The 18,459-nt window shown below is 70.4% G+C and carries 16 protein-coding genes and 2 pseudogenes; 9 read left to right on the forward strand and 9 right to left on the reverse strand.

The window, feature by feature from the left end; translation table 11 throughout:
- Positions 1 to 459: 459 nt before the first annotated feature.
- Positions 460 to 717: a hypothetical protein gene (locus ACWCSV_RS32155; RefSeq protein WP_451148351.1), complete on the reverse strand. Its 258-nt coding sequence runs from the start codon at positions 715 to 717 to the stop codon at positions 460 to 462.
- The gene (locus tag ACWCSV_RS32160) at positions 714 to 1,022 is read right to left on the reverse strand and encodes a hypothetical protein (RefSeq protein WP_451148353.1); all 309 of its coding nucleotides are present in this window, start codon (positions 1,020 to 1,022) and stop codon (positions 714 to 716) included. The genes ACWCSV_RS32155 and ACWCSV_RS32160 overlap by 4 nt, the downstream gene beginning before the upstream one ends.
- Positions 1,023 to 1,147: 125 nt before the next feature.
- On the opposite strand from ACWCSV_RS32160, the gene ACWCSV_RS32165 reads away from it, so the two are divergent.
- Positions 1,148 to 1,531: a hypothetical protein gene (locus ACWCSV_RS32165; protein ID WP_451148355.1), complete on the forward strand. Its 384-nt coding sequence runs from the start codon at positions 1,148 to 1,150 to the stop codon at positions 1,529 to 1,531.
- Between the two features lie 223 nt (positions 1,532 to 1,754).
- Here the strand turns inward: ACWCSV_RS32165 and ACWCSV_RS32170 are convergent, their stop codons facing one another.
- Complete coding sequence (locus ACWCSV_RS32170; protein ID WP_451148357.1) at positions 1,755 to 3,368, reverse strand: hypothetical protein; 1,614 nt, start codon at positions 3,366 to 3,368, stop codon at positions 1,755 to 1,757.
- A gap of 2,382 nt (positions 3,369 to 5,750) precedes the next feature.
- On the opposite strand from ACWCSV_RS32170, the gene ACWCSV_RS32175 reads away from it, so the two are divergent.
- Together ACWCSV_RS32175 and ACWCSV_RS32180 are read left to right on the forward strand one after the other, a co-directional pair.
- Entirely contained in the window at positions 5,751 to 5,996 is a 246-nt protein-coding gene (locus tag ACWCSV_RS32175) for a hypothetical protein (RefSeq protein WP_451148359.1), read from the forward strand.
- Positions 5,997 to 6,081: 85 nt separating this feature from the next.
- Positions 6,082 to 6,756 carry a hypothetical protein gene (locus ACWCSV_RS32180; protein ID WP_451148361.1) on the forward strand — a complete coding sequence of 225 codons (675 nt, stop codon included), beginning with the start codon at positions 6,082 to 6,084 and terminating at the stop codon, positions 6,754 to 6,756.
- A 146-nt stretch (positions 6,757 to 6,902) separates the two neighbouring features.
- Here ACWCSV_RS32180 and ACWCSV_RS32185 read toward each other — a convergent pair whose 3' ends face one another.
- Both ACWCSV_RS32185 and ACWCSV_RS32190 read right to left on the reverse strand, forming a co-directional pair.
- Positions 6,903 to 7,076 carry a hypothetical protein gene (locus ACWCSV_RS32185; protein ID WP_451148363.1) on the reverse strand — a complete coding sequence of 58 codons (174 nt, stop codon included), beginning with the start codon at positions 7,074 to 7,076 and terminating at the stop codon, positions 6,903 to 6,905.
- A 128-nt stretch (positions 7,077 to 7,204) separates the two neighbouring features.
- Positions 7,205 to 8,506 (reverse strand): AlbA family DNA-binding domain-containing protein, encoded by a 1,302-nt coding sequence (locus tag ACWCSV_RS32190; RefSeq protein WP_451148365.1) that lies wholly within the window; start codon positions 8,504 to 8,506, stop codon positions 7,205 to 7,207.
- Positions 8,507 to 9,294: 788 nt separating this feature from the next.
- Between ACWCSV_RS32190 and ACWCSV_RS32195 the strand changes: the two genes are divergently transcribed.
- Together ACWCSV_RS32195 and ACWCSV_RS32200 are read left to right on the forward strand one after the other, a co-directional pair.
- On the forward strand, positions 9,295 to 9,507 hold the full coding sequence (locus ACWCSV_RS32195; protein WP_451148367.1) for a hypothetical protein: 213 nt from the start codon (positions 9,295 to 9,297) through the stop codon (positions 9,505 to 9,507).
- A gap of 477 nt (positions 9,508 to 9,984) precedes the next feature.
- Entirely contained in the window at positions 9,985 to 10,620 is a 636-nt protein-coding gene (locus ACWCSV_RS32200) for a GNAT family N-acetyltransferase (protein WP_451148369.1), read from the forward strand.
- Between the two features lie 238 nt (positions 10,621 to 10,858).
- Here ACWCSV_RS32200 and ACWCSV_RS32205 read toward each other — a convergent pair whose 3' ends face one another.
- Complete coding sequence (locus ACWCSV_RS32205) at positions 10,859 to 13,039, reverse strand: HEAT repeat domain-containing protein (RefSeq protein ID WP_451148371.1); 2,181 nt, start codon at positions 13,037 to 13,039, stop codon at positions 10,859 to 10,861.
- A gap of 245 nt (positions 13,040 to 13,284) precedes the next feature.
- Here ACWCSV_RS32205 and ACWCSV_RS32210 point away from each other — a divergent pair, with 245 nt between their 5' ends.
- The 4 genes from ACWCSV_RS32210 (at position 13,285) to ACWCSV_RS32225 (ending at position 15,357) form a co-directional block, all read left to right on the forward strand.
- A complete protein-coding gene (locus ACWCSV_RS32210; RefSeq protein ID WP_451148373.1) occupies positions 13,285 to 13,770 on the forward strand; it encodes an NUDIX domain-containing protein in 486 nt (161 codons plus the stop codon).
- Positions 13,771 to 14,070: 300 nt separating this feature from the next.
- Positions 14,071 to 14,259 carry a hypothetical protein gene (locus ACWCSV_RS32215; protein ID WP_451148405.1) on the forward strand — a complete coding sequence of 63 codons (189 nt, stop codon included), beginning with the start codon at positions 14,071 to 14,073 and terminating at the stop codon, positions 14,257 to 14,259.
- On the forward strand, positions 14,246 to 14,545 hold the full coding sequence (locus ACWCSV_RS32220) for a UTRA domain-containing protein (protein ID WP_451148403.1): 300 nt from the start codon (positions 14,246 to 14,248) through the stop codon (positions 14,543 to 14,545). Before ACWCSV_RS32215 ends, ACWCSV_RS32220 begins: the two co-directional genes overlap by 14 nt.
- A gap of 284 nt (positions 14,546 to 14,829) precedes the next feature.
- Positions 14,830 to 15,357, forward strand: a complete 528-nt coding sequence (locus tag ACWCSV_RS32225; protein WP_451148375.1) for a hypothetical protein — start codon at positions 14,830 to 14,832, stop codon at positions 15,355 to 15,357.
- 134 nt (positions 15,358 to 15,491) lie between these two features.
- Here the strand turns inward: ACWCSV_RS32225 and ACWCSV_RS32230 are convergent, their stop codons facing one another.
- The 3 genes and pseudogenes from ACWCSV_RS32230 to ACWCSV_RS32240 all read right to left on the reverse strand — a co-directional run.
- Positions 15,492 to 15,779 (reverse strand): hypothetical protein, encoded by a 288-nt coding sequence (locus ACWCSV_RS32230; protein WP_451148377.1) that lies wholly within the window; start codon positions 15,777 to 15,779, stop codon positions 15,492 to 15,494.
- 196 nt (positions 15,780 to 15,975) lie between these two features.
- Positions 15,976 to 16,437, reverse strand: a pseudogene (locus ACWCSV_RS32235) (helicase-related protein); the annotation flags it as partial.
- Positions 16,332 to 18,332: pseudogene (locus ACWCSV_RS32240) on the reverse strand (DEAD/DEAH box helicase); the annotation flags it as partial. The pseudogenes ACWCSV_RS32240 and ACWCSV_RS32235, both read right to left, overlap by 106 nt.
- Positions 18,333 to 18,459 lie beyond the last annotated feature (127 nt).

An 18,459-nucleotide genomic window follows, 5' to 3' on the forward strand; every position in this document is an offset into this window, starting at 1 on the left:
GCGGAGACGGATACGGACGGCGCGCCGGGTGAAGACCGGCGGCGGCCGTCCGAGCGAGGGAGCGGACCATGGACGCACGGCGGAGGGCGGTGGCAGCCCTTGCTGCGCAAGGGCTCTCGAACTCGGCGCTGCGCTTCGAGTTTGACGGGTTTCCCTTCCGCGTTGCTCCAGGGAAACGAGGCTGCTAGCGCAGCCTCAGGCGGTTCCGGTTCCCGGAACCTTGAGGGTCCGTCCGCTGCGCTCCCTCCCCCTACCCGCTTCGCGGGGCTGGTTACAAGGAGAGGGCTCGGGTGCTTCCTTCCGAGAGAACTTTTGGGGAATCCGGATTTCGGGGTGGTGCCTCTGGGATAGAGGTTCTGGAGGAATGTGGGCGAGAGATTCCGGATGATGTCGTTTCGGCTTCGTTGGACAACTCTTCCGGTAAGGATCTGCCTTGATGGGTGTTGAGGTGGTCTCGGGCTACGCGTTGGTCGTGCCGGCGTACGCGATCGTGAGGATGGTCATCGTGGCCGTGTCGTGGCCGAGGAGGATCACCGCGGTGATGTGGCCCTGGGCAACGGTGCGGATGATTCCGTCGTCCTGCCCGTAGGGTTCCGAGTACGCGAGGGGGTCCTGCTGGGCGTCGACCAGGGCGAGCGCGAGGTCCCGCCGGGCAAGTTCGGGAAGCTGCTTGTAGGTGTCGAAGACGTCGGCGGGGAAGTTGAGCTGGTAGGTCACGCCGCTCCCCGGCCGCGGTCGTCCCGGTTGCCCTGGCGTGGCTCGGCGTCCCTGAGGACGTCGGCGGTGACGTCCCTGGTCTCCAGGACGTCAGGAAGAACACCGCGCAGCTTCATGTGGGTGCGGGCGGCCTCGATGCGGGGCCGTGCCGATTCGAGCTGCTCGGCGGCCGAAGCCCATCCGTCCAGCACTGCTGGCAGATCCTCGATCAGGGTGAGGTTCACGTCCTGGAGCAGCTGCTGCCGGGACGCCGAGTGCGGCAGCGCAACATGCAGCCGGTCCACAGTCCATTCCTCGTGCGCCATGTGCCCCTCCTGCAATCATGCCCAGAGTGCCAGAGTAGCGCCGCCGAGAGTCGTCGCGGAGGCGCTCGTTTGTGCTGGCGCGGGCGCCGTGGCGTGGCGGTGGTCTCTCTCGCTACCGTCAGCGGATGACCTTTGATGATGAGCCCCTCGCCAACTTACGACCGAGCGAAGCTCCGACGAGCGTGATCGTCAGCGCACTGCGCTGGGACATCCTGAACGAGTGGGTCCGCTACCTGAACGACGACCAGCACCCGGACAAGACGGGCGAGATGTCGTACGTCTGGGGCTTCATCAACCGGGACTCCGGCGGGGACGCGCTGCGCTGCCTGTGGAGCAAGCACGAGACCGCGTACCCCCTGTTTGCCGAGACGGTGTGGTTGCTGCACCGCGAGTTCAGCGAAGGCTCCGGGACGGAACATCACCCTCTTTTCGCCGCCTTCCGCCGATCCCTTCTGAAATCCTCTTCCGGAAGATCGCGAACTCGTCCGCGGTGGCGTTCCGGAAGCTGAACGAGATCCAGATGATCGAGATCCTCCGCAAGGCACCGAACGACTACGCGGCGATGCAGTAGGACGGTCCCAGTCGTCGACGGCCCCGCCCCAGGTTCGCCCGGGTCCGTCGACGACTGAACGCATCACGGATCCAGAGAGGTGCGGTACCGGCGGAGGTCGACCAGCGCATGCAGTTCCGGGACAAGCGGGCGCAGCGGGACTCGGCGACGTCGTAGTGAGATCAGTTGGTCGTCGACGTCGTTCGGGCGAGGTCGACCTCTCCGGCTTCGACCAGCGCTCGGCGCAGTTGCTCGATGGCTTCCGGGTGATCGGGGGCGGGTTGGGCGTCGGCAGCCAGGAGGAGGGTGCGGGCGTGGCGGCGGACATCGGGGTCGTGCCCGCCTTCGAGGACGGGGCCGGTGAGCAGGTGGGTGGTCAGGAGGAGGGCGTCAGGGTTCTTCGGGTGGGCGGCGGCGCGTTCAGCGATCTGGCCCGCGTCTTCCTGTGCTGGGGTGTGGGCGGCGCTGCGCCGGGCCAGCGGCAGCCACTCATTGTCGGTGAGCGCGGTGGCGAAGCCGCCTGCGCCTGCGAGCGCGCCAGGCGGTAGGTCGGCGTCCAGGGCGGCGGTCCACCACACCTGTCCGGTGTCCGGGGAGGTCCGATCGGCCGGGCCCGTCCTGGTGAACAGAGCGAGGAACCCGAGGAAGTCGGAAGCCGCTTCTGTGCCGCCCGGGCCGACGGCCAGCTCGCGCCAGGCGTTCACGGGGTCGCCGAGCAGGTCGTCGTGGCCGGTCAGCAGTGCATGCCCGACGCGGAACGCCGCACCGCCACAGGGCTGATCGCGTAGTACGGCCAGGAGTTGGCCACGGTCCAGTGCGGCAAGCAGCGGCGGATCGAGGTCTGGCCCGTCGGTCAGCCATGCGGCGGCCGGTGAGGGTGCGCCGGGGACGACGGCGTACAGGTCGGGGTGGGCGTCGGTGAAGGCGGAGGCGTGGTGGTGCAGGAGCGGCAGGTGCGCGCCGAGCGTGGCGGCGACCGTGGTCTCGCCGCCGCGGGCGGCCAAGACGTCGGCGACCAGTTTGAGGGCGTCGCTGGGTAGCGTCTTGTCCTTCGTCGCCCGGGCGGCGGCGTGGTCGAGGATGGAGCCCAGTGCGAGCACCGCCGGATGGGTGTTCGTCAGTTCGGCGGGAAGTTCTCCTTTTCCTGCGGGCGCCCGGCCCGCCGTGGTGGGTGTTGTTGTCCCGGGCCGTGGCGGGATGGCGGGGCGGGTAAGGGGCGCGGCAAAGGTGTGCAGGCGGTCCAGGACGGACGGCAGGGCGCCGTCGAGGTCGCCGCCGGTGCGCCACACGTGATCGAGCAGGCCGGACCACGCCCGGCCGGCGTACTCCGCCGCGTCGGGGACGTGCGGGTCGGCGGGAGGAGGCAGGGCAGCGGTGAGGGTGAGGGCGGCCTGGACCGGCTCGGCCAGACCTGTGGGGAAGGTGTCGGGGTGATGCGCGGCCGCGGCGAGGTAGTACGCGCCGAGTTCCGGGAGGGCCAGGGCGCCCAGCACCGCCGGGACATCAGCGGTCCAGGCGCTGGGGTCGGCTCCGACCAGACGGCGCAGCATCATCGCGTAGCCGGAGGCGCCCGCGTCCGGGGCGGTGGCCAGGACGGCCGCCGCCGTAAGCGGTCCGTTCTCGGCGGCCACGTCCAGCAGACCGTCCAGGGCGATGGTGGTGTGATGGCGCGGGCGGGCGGCGGTGCGCGGGTCGGCCGGACCGGCCGAATGCAGTTGGCGCAGCGCGTCCAGCAGCGGGGTGAAGCCGTCCAGCACCGGTGCGGGCAGGACCGGCGACCATGCCTGCACCCGCAACCACGACACCAGCGGCTCCGCTGCCGTCTCGCCCAGGCGGGCCAAGCCGTCTTGGTCGGCGGCGGGCGGGCCGGGCGGGTCTGGGCCGCGCCGAGGACCGGCGGATCGGGGTCGAGTGGCAGCAGCCGGTCGAGCGCCGCGGCGGACGGCGGCGGGCCGAGCGCCGCCCGCACCCGCTGCCCGAGGCCGGCGGTGCGCGAAGGCGGGCAGGTGTCCAGCACCAGGGCGGCCAGCCGGGCGCCCTCCGGCGTCGGAGAGTTGGCCAGCAGCCGGACACCCGTCTCCGCCGCCAGGTCCCACCACTCCTCCGCCGCCGTCCCGGCGCCAGCTCCGGGGCCGGGCGGGTGTGCGGCCAGGTGCGCGGCGAGAACCCGGTCGTGGAGGGCGGCGTCCGTCTCGGCGATCTTCGGCCATGCCCGCAACCGCTCGGGCAGTGGCACCCCGGCGGCGGCGTCCGCCGCCGCGAGGTCGAGGACCGCGCGGGCCAGGAGCGGGCCCGTCTCCAGGACCGGGCCCAGGAAGTGCTTGGCGTCCAGGACCCGGACCGTCTCCAGGTCGGTGTACGCCGACCAGGGCTGTCCGTCGGAGGCTTCGACGTCGTGGCGCAGCAGACCCGCCAGTGCGTACCGGACGGGCCGGGCCCAGCGGAACTCCGTGCCGTCGACGGGGTGGACGCTCATCACCAGCTCCTGCAGGAGGCCGGTGACGTCGTACTCGGGCAGGCGGGCGGCCCATTCCCGGGCCAGGACCCTGGTCAGCTCGGGCGGCGGCCGGCCCAGTTGGCCACGAGGCGGCGCGCGGAACGTCCGGGTGCTCGTTTCCGGGGCGGGGCGGGACCAGAACGTGCCGGAGTAGCTTTCGGACGCCTTCCGGAGATAGGACTCCGGTGTCGGCCAGGCGCAGTAGTGCGCCCAGGACCGTTGGCCCGGCAGCGGCCAGGCCCACGGCGTGATCGGCCAGCCACTCCCCCGCGGTCTCGGGGGCGGTGTGGGCCAGGTGCTCGAGGAACGGGGCGGCCTGCCAGACGTCGTTCTCCTCGTCGGCGAGCAGCAGGTGCCCGGCGTGCTCGTCCAGGACGCCCAGCCAGGCCGGGGACGGGCGGGATCGGAAGAAGAACGCCTCCGCCCGGGGGTCCGTCCACCGGGCCAGCTCCCGCGCGTCGTGCGGGCCGGGGCAGGTGAGGGCGGTGAGTTCCAGGACCCGGGCGGCGCGGCCGGGCAGTGGCACCAGCAACTCATGTGCCGCGTTCAGGGGTTCGGTGTACAGGCGGGCGGGCCGGTCCTCCTCTGCACCGGCGCCGTGCAGGGTGGCCGATGCCTTCGAGTACAGATCCCCCCACGCGTGCAGGGCTTTGTCCTGCGCGGCGCCGAGCCGCAGGCCCGTCAGCCGCTCGGCGATCCCCCGCGCCTGACGGCGCTTGTGGCCGCCCGGGTTCTGGATTTCGCCGCGCAGCGCGTCGGCCGCCTCCGCGACCGGTTCCCAGGCGGGGCTGCCCGCCGGGGCTTGGTGCCCAGGGGGACCCGTACGCCCGGCGGGTGGCGGGCCGAAGGCGTCCACCGCCGCCAGCAGGTCCTTCGCCGCCGACTGCAGGCCGACCGGGTTCTTCGGGGCTCCGGGCAGTTTCAACAGAGCTTCGGCCGCGCTGCGCACGCACGCCTCCACGATTTCCCCAGGCCGCTCCAGACCACCGGCCCCAGACAGGATCCGGTGCGCGTCCCGCAACAGCCCCAGCGCCCGAACACCGCCCTCGCCCTGCGCCCGCAGCAAAGCGGCCAAGTCCTCGTCCACCACCGGCAGTTCCGGCCCGGGCCGTGCCCCGCCGCCCTGCAGCATCTCCTTGTTCACCGGTGCACCGTAAAACGAACGGTCCGGCGCCCGGAGGCGAACCGGACAACCGCAGCCCGCCCGTACGCGTGGCCCCACGGCGCAGCAGAGCGGGTGCACTGCCGGGTCACCCCTCGGCGCGGATCCTGTAGAAGTTGACGTGATCATGCCTGTTGCCGCTGTCGATGATGCCGAGTCCCGGAGGGCGAGCCTGCTGTACGGCGTTGTCCGCCTCGACGAGTTCCTGCCCGTGTTGTCCCGGTTGCGGACCGGCCTCTGTGCCTTCCCGAAGCCCACGTGTCGGACTGCTGTCCTTCGACCTGGTGATACGGGGTTCAGGAACATGCAGTTGGGGCCCGGGGGGGATGGGATGACGGGACGGCATTTTCTCGGTTGTGCCCTGTCATCTGCGAGGAGATCGAGACAAGGAAAGGTACGTCGGCTCCGGCGGTACGGGTCGGCGACTCGCGCCTGCGGCCCGCGCGCTGTCACGATCGGCTCGCACGCCGGTCCCGTGTCGGCTCGCTGAACACCCCGACTGCTCACGGAGGCTCCGCCGTGCCCACCCCCACGCCCGTCTCCCCGGCGCGGCCCGCCGACGGTGCGCCGGCCCCGGCCTCCGGCCGCGTCGGTGCGCCCGAGGCCGCCATCGTCATCTGCGCCATCACCGCGGTGACCGTCCTCGCCATCCTCGACCGGCCCGTCCCCGCCCTCCTGACCGTCCTCGCGGCAGCCTCCGGCCTCCTGCTCCTGCCCGGCCGCGCCCTGCGCCTGCTCGCCGCGCTCACCGGCGGCCAGCCGTGACACCCGGCCCCGGGCGGCCGGCCATCGCACGGCATCGTTCCAGTACCTCACCGACCGGGCGTGCGCGAGCGGCAACGCGTACGTGGTGTCCGCCTGCACCCTGCGCCAGGCCCTCGACGGCCGCCTGCCCACCCTACGCACCGTCCTGGCGTTCGCCCGCGCCGCCAGGGCCGACGAGGTGACCGCCCGCCGACTGTGGACGGAGGCCGACCGGGCCGACCGCCCTCCCCGGCGCCGGTCCGCCCCGCACGTCCCCGGCAACTTCACCACCCCGGCCGGGCTCCTGCGCGCCATGAACGCCGTACGCGCGACCGCCCCCGACACCACCTTCTCCGCCCTCGCCCGCAAGGCCGGGCCCGGGCTCTCCTCCAGCGCCCTGCACCGGCTCCTCACCGGGCAGCAGATACCCACCACCGCACAGCTGACCGCCTTCGCCGACGCCTGCAACGCCGGTGAACTCGCTACCGCCGCGCTCCTTGCCGGACACGACCGCGTCGTAAACGGCCTCCCGCCGCGCCCCGTCTACCCGTGCGCGTACACCGAGGAAACCGAGAGACGGCGCTACTGGGACGAAAACGGCCCCTGGCTCCCCCCGGAACTCGACCGGTACGAGCAGCAGCTGCGCGATGAGGCGGAAGCCGCCTTCCAGAACCTCGTCGGCGAAGCCGAAGCCCGCCTCAAAGACACGGACGGCGAGCTCACCGTGCGGCTCCGGGCGGCCTCGGGCAGTGACCGGCCCGAAGCCCCGGCCGGCAGCTGAACGGGGCGGCCGGGTCCAGGAGACGCCGCTCGATCAGGAGCGGCGAGCGCAGCCACGTCCCGTGCATCTTCCAATGGCGGGCGACCTGCGGGGGCCGGATGGTGACCCAGTGCGCCGGGTTCTCCGCGTAGCTCTCGATGCACCCCTCATCGGAGGCTCCGGTCGGCATGTCGGGTGAGATGGGCGGCGGGGATCGTCTCCAGCTGCCACGTGCTGTCGCGCAGGTCGATGGAGTTGTAGTCGTCGATGAAGGCGGTGTTGTCGCCGTGCTCGAAGAGGAACTGCTCCAAGACGTCACCGGGCCACCGCAGGGCGGCCACCGTCGGGTGGTGCGGAAGCAGTCGAAGCTAAAAGCGCGCCGTCCCGGCGGCGGGCCATCAGCGGTCGAAGATCGGTGAGCTTCATGCCACCGGACCGGAGTTGGTGACCGGTGGGGCCGGGGATGTCGTCAGGGCTGGTCCCCCAGTGCCCCTACGAACAGGGCCTCCGAGCCCAGCGAGCGCAGCAACGGGCCCAGGAGCCGGCGGGTGACGGCGCCCGGTTGGTCGCGGAGTTCGGCCAGGGTAGTGCCGGTGGTCTCCTCGTAGGTGTCGTCGCTGTAGCGGTCGTTAGCCGGAAAACGCGACTGCCCGGTGTACCGGCGGCGGCTGTGCAGCCGGTTCGCGCCAGCCCCGATCGCCCAGTTGCCGTGGTATCCGACCTCTTCGGAGACCAGCCGCATCAGCTCCAACACGCGCCAGGTGAGAAGGACGGCGGCATCGTCAACCAGCAGCTGCTCCTCGCCTTCCTCCGGCCGGTAGCGGCTGGAGACGCCGGTGGAGAGGCGGGACATGTACAGGCGCAGTCCGCCGTCTTCGAAGAGCTGGACTTCGATCACTGCTTCGCGGACATGCTCCGGTTGCTCGTGTGCGTAGGTGCGGTCGGGGTTGAGTCCGCGGGAGCTGAGCGCCACTCCCCTGGCCCTGCGGTGTGCCTGGTAGGCGTCATCGATGTCGGGGTGGAACTTCGCCAGGGTGGCGGGCACGGCCTCACTGGACTTCGCCTTTTCGACCAACGTGAGAAGGCGCGTCTGCCAGTCGGGGGCGCCGGTGATGGGCAGGCACACGTCGCGGCGCGCGGCTGTGGGGCGGGCCACGAGGAAGAGGTGGGACTGGTCGTCGTCGTTGCGCAGCGGGTCGTTGTCCATCTCCGTGCGCAGCAGGGTCATGGTGTCGGCTTCGGCGTTGCGCCGCCGGGCGTGGAGGGAGACGACCTCGGCGTCACCGAGTTGGTACTTCGTCTTGTCGCCGCGGCCGTAGTACTTGTTGTCGACCATGTGCGGGGCCACGGGGCTGGCCGGGATGTGCACGACGAGGTACCCGGTGCCGTCTGGGGTCTTGGCGGTGATCTCCTCGGTGATGACGGTGAGCGGGGGGTCGGGGATCGTGCGGGCGACCGACTCGATCTTCTCCGGGAGCCCGTTGAGCGGCTGGGGCGCAAGTTCGAAGGTCCGGCTCTCCTTGTTCTCCTGGACGCCGATGACCAGGGTGCCGCCGTCGATGGCGAACGAGGCCAGGTCCCGGGCCAGTTCCTTGTTGTCGCTCTTGGTGCCCGGGGCCCTCTTGAGGTCGAGGTGGTGACTCTCCTCGAACAGACCGCCGTCGATCGCGCCCTGGAGGTCCTCCTCGGTCCGTGGTACCCAGCGGGGGTTGTCGGAGGAGAGGTAGATCGAGGTCACGCGCGTCCCGCTCTCGTGCAGAGGCCCGGGCACGGGCCGTAACTTGCCTTGGCATCAAGGGTAGTGAGGGGCACCGACAGCGGGAGGTCGTATCCACGGTCTGCCAGTCGGCCCATTGTCCTGGGCGGGTGCGCGGTGCGGCCGATGTGTCGCTGCCACCGGGAGACCAGCCCGCCGGCCAAGGCCGCAGCGACGGTGCAGAGATCGGGCGGGGACTTGGCGTGGGGTCGAAGGCGCAAACCACGATCGGCGGGCCGGTTATTCGCTCACTCGATCGACTAGATGGGGGGCAAATACCTCTCCGCGGGAAGCCGCATTAAAAAATCGCGCGAGCGCACCCCTATTGGCTTGACGGTTGCAGGCTGCCGCAGCCTATATTATCGGCGTAACGCTATTCCCAGACAGAAAGGGCTGCATGGGCATGACCCGAAGTGAAGCGAATGAAGAAGGGCCATCCGGGGCGACGAATCAGAGGATCCCGAAAGCTACGTCCAGGACCTTACTTCCGGCCTCTCGCCGAAATCCGCGGGTCGCAGATCGCGCGCGCCGGGGGCTGAAGGTTCTCTGCCTCGGAGTCAAGATCTCGATCTGGCTGTGGCCACACGTACAGGAGCACGTGGTTCCGCTGCTGCAGCAGAGCCTCTAGGGGCCGCGGGGCCAGGACCACGCTCATGGTCTAGGCCCCGCAGCGGTCTCGGAGAGCTCCAGGGAGTCAGATGTTGCGACCGCCCGATGACTCCCGGCGCGTGAATCAGATCCGAGATTGTGCCGGTGAATCGTGATCCGTGATTCACCGGCACAGTCATTCTAGACTCTTCAGAGTGGATGAATCCACTCTGAAGAGTCGTTTTTCGTTCTCAGCCGTCCAAATTTTCCGCGAAATCCCAATCTGCCGTCAGGGCGGGAATGCCGATCCCGCATTTTCGCGAAAATTCATCTTTGCTCATTCGCCATATGGTCCACATCAGAGTTTCACCGTTTCCACCTTCGACGAACTTTCAGATTTCAGATTTTTCGGGTTCGTCATGGACTGAAAAATGAGCCGTTTCCCTCCCTGTATTTTTCGGGATCGGTGATTCCGGGAACCGGGCGGGCGCCACTCCTCGCTTTTTGCGTGATCGGAGGGGGACGCTGCCCCGCAGCATCAGGGAACGGCTCTTCGTGGCCCGCTTCAGTGGTCCAGCTGCCGTTCTTGGCGAGCGGCCCTGGTCCGGCCTCCCAGGAGGATCTGTCCGGGGTGGGGGGAGCCCCGCCCGACCACCACTCGGGCCAGCAAGGCACTGCAGCGACGTCAAGCCCGCTCGCGAGACGAAGGTAAGGGCGGTCCCGGGAGCCCGCGAGGCGAAAGAAACGCGTCATCGTTCTCGCCTTCAGCGGCGTGATGACCGCGTTGGCCCGCATCTCCGAGCGACCTCTTGGCCTACTGGTAGCCGTGTTGCCGCGCCGGCCCTCACAGAGGCGTGCCCAGCCGGTGGGGCCGCGCGGCCCTACTTCAGCCTGAGAGGACCCTCGTGGGACGCAACAAGCCTGGCAAGCCCCGACGCCGCGGCCCCGACGAACTGCCCGACAGCATCCAGATCAGAGAGGCCCGGCCCGGGGAGGGCAAGGCGTTCACCGAGCTGGCAGCGCTCGCCATGGAAGGACACGGCGACTTCGACGACCGCGAGGCCATGTGTGAAACCATCGACGCAAGCGGGCCCTTCACCACCCGGTTCGGCGCCGGGCGGTTCGTCTTCCTGGTCGCCGAGCACACGCCCACCGCGCGGATCGTCAGCGTCTCCTCCAGCATCCCGCCCCTGTCCGTCCTCGGGGGCATGGAACGGGACGGCGCCGCCCCCGTGTCACTGGGAGCTACCGCCATGGCCTACGCCAAGCTCCGGGCCCTGGCCGTCGCAGACGACTACCGGCGTCAGGGCATCGCCTCCGCTCTGATCACCAGGGCCATGGCCATCCACCGTGAGCACCGCGCGTTCTTCATGTACGGGCATTTCACCGCCAACGACGCCGCCCTGACCCGGTTCTACCGACGCCACGGCTTCACCATCCACTCCCCGGGCGAGCCGGTCATCCTTCCCGGAAGCTCCAGGTACCGCGATGTCAGCGCCTCGCCGCTCCCCGGTGAGCAGATGTTCTCGCGCCCGATCTGACCCCGATGACCCGACTGCCCCCTGGCCGGGCGGATTCCAGGGGCAGTCGGCATGCTGGGCGCCTCTGCCGTCCGTCGTGCCCCGGCCGGAGTCGATGCAGTGGCCCCAGCCGATGCCCTGGGTCACGGTTTCTCTTCAGGGTGCGCGTGGGGTGCTGCCTTGCGCCGGTGGAGTGGCCGTACGCGTAGGTCGCGTGCTGATTCAGACCTGCAGGCCTTGCACACTGGCGCGGCGGGACCTATTCCCCCCTGGCAGGTGCCGGATCCGGATGGTCTGTCAGGCGCGCGAGGACGACGCGGCAGGTGTGCTCGATCTCAAGGTCGATAGCGACGGCGTCTGACCACCTCTGGTCGCCGCGATGAGGTTGCGCAAGGGCTGCCTGAATCTGGGGCAGGGCGGGACGTGCGGCCGTACCCATGCGGTCGAGGCAGGCGACGACGTGACGTGCGGTGGAGTTGTTGTCCTTCCAGGCGGCCAGCAGCGCCGGCACGACGACGTCGGCCTCGCCCGTGCCGCCTATGTCCCACAGGGCGGATGCGACGTGGACGAGGGTCCACGAGTCGTTCAGTACGGCCGATCCGTTCTCCTCGTTGCGGACGTTCTGTTCGACCTGCTCGCTCAGGATCTGCCGCAGGCGCGGCAGGGCGGCTGCGGCTCCGGGGCCGATGCGGCCAGCGGGGTCGATCGCGGGGAAGCTCGGGTAGTCGTCGAGGAGGCGTTCCAGCAGCGGCATGACGTTTTCGGGGCGGCGTTCGAGTTCCCAGACGGTGCCCGCCGCAGCGGTACGCAGGGAGGCATCGTCTGCGTCGGTGAGGGGGCGGACGACGTCCAGGGCGGATGCGGCGCGGGGACCGAACGACGCGAGGGCTTTCAGGACAGTCTCCGCGGTGCGCATGTGCTTGTGCCGGACGGCGGATTGGACCGCTTCGGCGAGGGCGGGTACGGCCGCCGGATCACCGAGCTTGGCCAGGGCGGAAGCGAGCGTCGCAGGGCTGACGTCGGGCCACTCCTGGGAGTGGTCGACGTCGGCGAGGCGCCGGACCAGCCGGGGCGTAAGTTCCACGGCGCACTGGGGCAGATCGCCCACCGCGCCTAGGGCGCGCCAGGTATCGGTGTCGGTGTCCAGTGCGGTCAGCAGGCTGGGCAGGGCGCGTTCGTCTTTGAGCCCGGCCAGCGCCAGGACGGCGAGCTGGTGGGCTCGGCGCACCGTGCGGTGCGGGCTCGCCCACGTGTCCGGCCGGTGGGTGGCGTAGGCGGCGAGGGCTTCGCGGGCGGGTTCGGCAAGGGTGGCGAGTGAGCCGAGTGCCTCGGCCGCGGCCGCGGCGGTGTAGGCGTCGTCCGGGAGCAGGCAGTCGCCGATGAGCCGCACCAGGCCGGTGTGATCGCCCCGCAGGGAGGTGATCAGACTGCGTGCCATGTTGATGGCGTCGTAACGGGTCCCCGGGTCCGGGCTGCACAGCTGCTCGGTGAGCAGAACGGTTCGGGCTTCGGCCCGGGCCCCCAGGGCCGTGTGGAAAGCCATCAGCAAAGGGGTGGTGGTCGCATAGACGCGACCGCGCCGTTCGAGATCGGCGAAGGCGGCCACAACGTGCCCGGGGACGTTCGGATCGGGTTCGGGCTCGGCCTCACACGCACACGGACCGGACGGAGCCCGGTCCACCTGCTCGTCCTCTTCGGACAGGGGGGCGGGGGTGACCTGGCGGAGCAGTTCGATCGCGGTCGGCACCGTCCGGTCGTCGATGGAACCGGGAGCGCAGCGGGCCCGGTGGACGAGCGCCGCCAGACGGGTGTCGGGATCGGTGGTGTCGTTGTCGGCCAACGTATCGAGCCACGCCCGCGCCGGCGCGGCGGCTGTGGGCAGACGGATCGCCAGGTCGGCCATGGTCCGCACGACCAGACCTCGTTCAGCGGTCCCGCTCTCTTCCACGAGGCGGTCCCGCAGGAGCGCTGTCACCCGCCCGGCGTCGTCCAGGAAGAGCCCGAGACCCTCGATCGCCGCCCGGCGCACCCGCGGGTCGGGGTCACCGGCGTAGGCGACGAAGGCGTCTGCGTGCTCACGTATCAGGTTGGCGGTGTCCTGGTAGATCGTGGACTCTTCACCGTCCTCGCCGTAGATCACAGCGTTGAACTCTTCGGCGTCGACCGCGTCCCGCCCGATGCTGAGCAGCAGCGTGACGACTTCCCCGCGGTCAGGAGTCGCAGGGTCGTCCGCCATGGCGAACAGGAACGGCACACTGGCCACGGTGCTTGAATACACGCTCCCTTGATGGAGCACGGCGCTGTAGAAGTTGCCGAACGCTTCCGCGCGCACGCCGGGGTCGGGCGACACCATGTCGCGCAGCCACCCCGGCACGTCGTCGGCCGCCCCGTAGGCATGCCCCAGGGACGCCCAGTCGGTCCTGTCCAAGTCGTTGATCATGACCGGCACTATGCAGGGCAGCACTGACAGCGGCGGCTTCTCGCTGGCGCCGGGTCTCTTCGCTCCTGGAGCTCGTGCTGCTCTCGGGGTGTGGTTGCCCCTTGGCGAGGCAGGTTGCCGGCAAGCGCTCGATGTGGGCTGGGCCGTCCGTCTTCTCGTGTTCGTCTTCGCATGGTTCGCAACAGTTGTGTACCTGGTGTCGGGGGATCGCTGGTGTCCCTTGCGGGTGTGTTTGGGTCTTGTGCATGAACGTGCAGATGAGCCCGGAGGAGTACGAGCGGACGTTGCCGCGCAAGCGGGTCGCCGCGGGGGTCCTGTTCTTTGACCCGGAGGGGCGGGTGCTGTTGGTGGACCCGGTCTACAAGCCCCTGTGGGAGATTCCCGGCGGTGCCGTGGAATGGGACGAGTCCCCTCGCGCCGGTGCGGTTCGGGAGGTCAAGGAGGAACTGGGGCTGGTTTGGGAGCGGGTCCGGCTCCTTGGTGTGGACTGGCGCGGGGCGCGGCCAGGGCGCAGTGAGGGGCTGGTCTATGTGTTCGACGGTGGGTTGCTCGGCGAGGCTCGGTTGTCGGGGGTCCGGTTGCAGGCGGAGGAGCTCGGGGCGATGGAGTTCGTTGCGGTGGACCGGCTGAGGGAGCGGTTGGTGGAGCGGCTCGCGGTGCGGGTGGAGGCGTGTGTGCGGGCCCGGGAGCAGGGGCTGACGGTGTACCTGGAGTACGGGGTGCCGGTTTAGGGAGAACATGCGCTGGTTGTCCGGCCCGTTGTGGGGCTGAACAACCAGCTCTTTGTCAGCTGGCGTGCGGGTGAGGCTGTTGTGCTGGCTGGGTGGTGGTGAGGGTGCGGCCTACGGATCGCTGACGTGCGTCGTGGATGCCGTCGGCGTAGAGAAGTCCGCCGAGGTCGGCGCGGGCTTTGGCCAGTGGTGAGTGGGCTTGGAAGGCGTGGGCTCCGACCAGGAGCGAGAGTTCGGCCGTCGCGCGGTGGGCAGTGTCGACGGCGTGCGCGGCTACTACTTCGGCCCTGCCGCACAGCCATGGACCGCCCTGGAACCCCCGCCATCACCTGGGCACCGGCCCCCCGCGACATCGCCACCCTGCTCGGACTCCCCGAAGGGCAAGAAGCGGAGAAGGTCCTGGTGCGCGACCGCATCATGGGCGAGGCCACCACCAGCACCCCCATGCAGCTGGCGACCAGCTACCTGCCCTCCCCTGGCCCGCGGTAATACCCGCCTCGCCGAGAAAGACACCGGCCCCGGCGGCATCTACCACCTGCTCGAACACATGGGCCACAGCCCTCTGTCATGGGAAGAAGCCGTCAGCGCCCGCATGCCCACCCCCACCGAGAGCAAACGCCTGCGCCTACCCAAAGGCGTTCCCATGCTGCGCATCCTCCGCACCACCGCAGGCCCCGACGGCACCGTGCTGGAAATCAACGACACCCGCATGTCCGCCAACACCTTCGAAATCGGCTACAGCCTCACCCGGCACACCAGCGCCCAACAAACCTGACCGTTCGTCAGCGTCGCGGACCGCCGCCCCGGGCCTGTCCGGCGGCCTGGACTCCACCAGCGTCACCGTGCTGGCCGCCACCCGCCCCGCCCGCCGCCCAGCGGCTCAACGCGGTCACCGTCCACCCCGAGGGCGACCCCCCGGTGGGGCCGACGCGGCAGCCTCTCGTGCGGCGGGCAAGGGGTCGGGGCTACGCCGAGGGTGCCCCCTGGCGGGGAGCGCTCGTTGAAGTTGCCGGACTCACCTGACCCGCTGCGATCCCCCGTCGAAGAAGGCTGTGTGCGATGACCAGGACTTCCCGAACTGCTGATGCTGTCGCGACCACGCTGGATGCCGCGGCCAAGCTGAGCCCGGCCCCGGGCTACATCAACGGTGACGACTACGGCGAGTGGTACATCGAGGCCGACCCGGAGCTGCTGCGGGCCCTGTCCCAGCTGGCGCTCGCCCACGGCTCGGAAACGTTGGCCGCCCGGCTGGAGCGACTCTCCCACCCGCTGTGCATGGAACCGCTGGACGCCGTCCTGACGCCAGGCACCATGCCGCAGCGGTGGTGCGGCACTCCGGTGAAGAAGGCAGGCGCCCCGTGCGCACAGCACACTCCCGAGCACGCGGCCAGGCTGGGCCGCTGTACCTGGGCAGGGCTGGACCAGGCGTGGGCGCCCCGCCGGATCTGCCGAGATGCCCCGGCGGCGGGCGATGACCGGTGCCCGGCCCACGCCGCGTACTGCAGGGCGGTCAAGCGCGACAAGAAGGTCTGCAACCGGCCCAACTGCAACGTCCCCAAGCATCGGGAGGCAGCTGCGGGCCGGTGAGCCGGCTTCGTGTTGTGTCACCCCTGGGGGGACACAACACGGCAAGGCGTCGGCCGCGCTGACTTTCTGTCGGCGCGGCCGACGTCTGCTGTCGTGTTCACGGCCGTGGCCCCCTGCCGGCCGCTGGGTACCGTTCAGCCTCGGCGGTTGCGGAGGGTGTGGCGGGCTGCGGTGTAGGCGTCGCCTGGAGAGGGGGTGGGGCGGCCTGCGAGGACCCAGTCGTCCTGCACTGCGGTGAAGGGGTAGGCGAGGCCGTCTGGTCCCAGGCGGATCTGGACGTGGGCGTCGTGGTCGGTGATGCGGTTGTGGTCGATGGCCAGCGGGGCGGCGGTGCTGCGCCGCAGGCGCTGGATGGCGTGGGTGGCGGCGGTGAGGAGCGGTGGGCCGGGGCTGTGGAAAGAGCTGGATGAGTTCGGTGGCATCCAGCTTGGCGGGGTCGAATTCCTCGTTGGGCAGCAGGGCGTTGGTCATGGACGTCTTCCGGTGCAGGAGGGCGGTGATGCGCTCTTCGATGCTGTTGGCGGTGACGAGGTGGTGGACGGCGACGGGGCGTTTCTGGCCGATGCGGTGGGCGCGGTCGCTGGCCTGGCATTCGGCGGCGGGGTTCCACAGGCGGTTGTAGTGGATGACGTGGTTGGCGTGGGTGAGGTCGAGGCCGACGCCGCCGCTCTGGGGGGTGAGGACGAGGACGGCGGCGCGGGTGCTGCGGAAGGTGTCCAGGACGGCGGTGCGCTGCTGGGGGTGAGTTCGCCGTCGAAGAGGAGGGGACGGAAGCCGCGGGCGGTGAGGTAGGCGGTGAGGAGCTTGTCGGCGACCGCGTAGGTGGTGAAGACGAGGGCGGATTCGCCTTGTTCCCTGGCCTGGTGAAGAAGGTGGTGGAGCTGGGCGAGCTTGGGCGCGCGGCGGGCGGCTTCGTCGGGGTCGGCGAGGACGGTGCTGGGGTGTTCGTCGAGGTAGTGGGCGGGGCTGATGCAGATTTTCCGCATGCCGTTGATGAGGCTGAGGACGGCGGTTCCGCGGCCGCCGTGGGAGGGGGTGTGCTGGATCTGGCGGAGGCTGTCGCGCAGGAGCGCTTCGCACAGGCCGATCTGTTCGCGGGAGAGGGGCAGGAGGTGGGTGGTCTCGGTCTTGGGCGGCAGGGTGAGGCCCAGGGTGGGGTCGGTCTTGAGGCGTCGCTGGATGAAGGGTCTGATCAGGTTCTGGAACCGGTCGACGGCGTGCGGGGCGGTGGCCTGTTGGGGCAGGTGGGTCAGCGGGCGGGTGTAGAGGGTGTTGAACTGGGCGCGGGTGGCGAAGAGTCCGGGGTTGGTCCAGTCGAGCAGGGCCCAGAGTTCGGCGGGTTCGTTCTCCAGGGGGGTGCCGGTCAGGGCGATCCGGGCGCCGCTGAGTGATCTGGCGCACCGGGCGGCCTGGGTTCCGGGGTTTTTCAGGTACTGGGCTTCGTCGGCGATGACGCGGCCCCAGGCGATGTCCTTGAGGTCGTCGTGGTCCTTGACGAGCAGGGGGTAGGTGGTGACGACGATGGTGCTGCTGGTCAGGGCGGGCAGGCAGCGGTCGGGGCCCCGGTAGAGGACGACGTGGGCGGTGGGTGCGTGCCGGGCCAGTTCGGTCTTCCAGTGGTCGACGACCGACTTGGGGCAGAGCACCAGGGTGGGTCCCGGTTTCCTGCGTGAGTGCAGCAGGTGGAAGGCGATCGCGGTGACCGTCTTGCCCAGTCCCATGTCGTCGGCGAGGATCCCGCCGAACTCCAGGCTTGTGAGCATGTCGAGCCAGGTGAGGGCCTTGGCTTGGTAGGGGTAGAGCGCCGGGTGCGGGCCGGGGGTGGCGGGCGCGGGGTGGGTGAGCTGCTCGATGAGGTCGGCGGGGCGGCAGGCGAAGGTGCGGCCGTTGACGGTAATGGATCCGTGGAGGACGGAGAGGATCGCCTCGCGGCGGGGCTGGGAGGGCAGGCGGCGGGTGCGCAGGAGGCTGCGCAGGGTTGCGTCGATGACGATCCACCGGTTGCGGAGGCGGACGAAGGGCAGGGCGGCGTCCGCGAGGATGTCGAGTTCCTGCTCGGTGAGGGGGGTGCCGTCGATGGTGAACTGCCAGCGGCGGTCGAGGAGTTCACCGATCCCGAGTTGCCCGCCTTCGACCGGGGCCGGGGTGCCGAGGCCGACGACGAGGTGGGGGTCCAGGGGGCTGGACCAGTCATCGCTGGTGACCGCGGTGATCCCGGCGTCCTTGAAGTGGCCGGTCGCCGGGCCGAGGAGGGCGGCGGCCTCGTCGAGGCTGAGCAGGACGGCGTCGGGCCTGCGGTGCATGCCCAGGGTGCGCAGCGCGGGAGCGTGGCGGCCGGCGCGGCGCAGGGCCCGGCACACTCTCTGGGCGAGGTTCCGTTCGGGATCGAGGTCGGTGTCGGGGTGGTCCCAGACGTCGCGGGCGTCGACGGTGGCGGATTTGGTGGTGTCGAGGGCGAGTTGGAGGGTGGCGATCACCTGGGTCGAGGCGGCGGTGGCGGGTGGGGCGATGGACAGGACGAGCGGGGGGCTGCCGTGGGGCAGGAGGAGGTCTTGGACGGTGTCGGTCCATTCCTGCAGGAGGACGGGTGGGGCCTGGTCGTAGCGGACGGGGGCGAGGAAAGGCTGCGGGCCCGAGAGCAGGTGGCCTGACGGTGGCGGGACGAAGTGGTCGGCCAGGGTGTCCAGTGCGGTCCTGAGAGCGGGGAGCGCGGCCAAGTCGTCGTGCGGGGTGCGGGGAAGCAGCCGCGGCTGGTGATCGTAGGTCTCTGCCAGCGTGGTCAGTTGAGTTTCCAGAGGGACGGGCAGGGGGCCGGTGCGCCAGTGCGGCTGGCGCTGCTGGGGGGTGTCGGTGTCGCTGAAGGCGGGGTAGACGGCCCCGGCGGCGATGGCCTCGAGTCCCAGGCGGACAACCTGGGCCCACCAGGCAGTGGAGGCGCTCCAGGTGGCGGCGGGTGCGCCCAGCAGGGTGGGCATCAGGCCGTTGATGCCCACCCGCCAGCACGTGGCGCGGGTGGTCTCGCCGCCGGAGAGCAAGAGGTCGCGGATGAGGACCGCGTCGGAATCGGCTTCCTGTCCGGCCGGCGGACGTGCCAGGAGCCAG

The organism is Streptomyces sp. NPDC001770 (assembly GCF_053596135.1).